This is a genomic window from Dyadobacter subterraneus (genome assembly GCF_015221875.1).
Lineage (GTDB): Bacteria > Bacteroidota > Bacteroidia > Cytophagales > Spirosomataceae > Dyadobacter > Dyadobacter subterraneus.
Genome location: NZ_JACYGY010000020.1, coordinates 1 through 691 on the forward strand (window position 1 = coordinate 1; position 691 = coordinate 691).

The window sequence follows — 691 nt, forward strand, 5'->3', positions numbered from 1 at the left end:
CAGCTATACCACGATAATTTCAAAATATTATGTCAAGTGAAAAGGTAATCAATAAGCCTTGATTTGATCCCAATGGCCATTTTTTAGTAAAGCTTTACATAACCCTTAGCTATGCATAACCCAGGGCCAACGGACGTATGGAATTTTCGATTTGATTATTATCGATCAGCAGATTCCCATCGTATAAATACGCACTAAGCGCATCCCAGCGATTATAACTGTACTGCATCGCTTTCCCAATCTGGCTTTTGGGTAGTGTACTTTTAATTTCTTCAAAGATCCATTTTCCCAGCTCATTGAGAACCGGAAGGGATTCGACCAGCCGTAGCTCTTTAATTCCAGCAGCATCCAGCATCTGCTGGCTGGCTTTCCGCTCCACAGCGTACAGTTGCTGGATCATCGATAGCGCTTTTTGCGACCTGGTTTTGTCATTATCCAGCGCTCGTTCAAATTCTCTGCGGGCATGTGCCCAGCAAGCCAGGTGAGTAACGTCCTTACGTTTTCCGTGCTTTTCGTAAACGGCATACCCATCTGTCTGCAGATAGCCTTTGAAACTTTCTAACATCGTTTTTGCACCTGCCGATCCTCTTGTCGGCTGGTAATCAAAGAGAACTACGCCATCCAAAGGGCTGTGGTACACCCAATAATAGCCTTGGTGGCAAGCTCCCTTCTTTTCACTTTCCAGTACTTT

Annotated in this window: 1 pseudogene; it reads right to left on the reverse strand. The window is 44.7% G+C overall.

Annotated elements, in window-relative coordinates:
* Positions 1 to 118: 118 nt before the first annotated feature.
* Positions 119 to 691 (reverse strand): annotated as a pseudogene (gene tnpC, locus IEE83_RS32780) (IS66 family transposase); the annotation flags it as partial.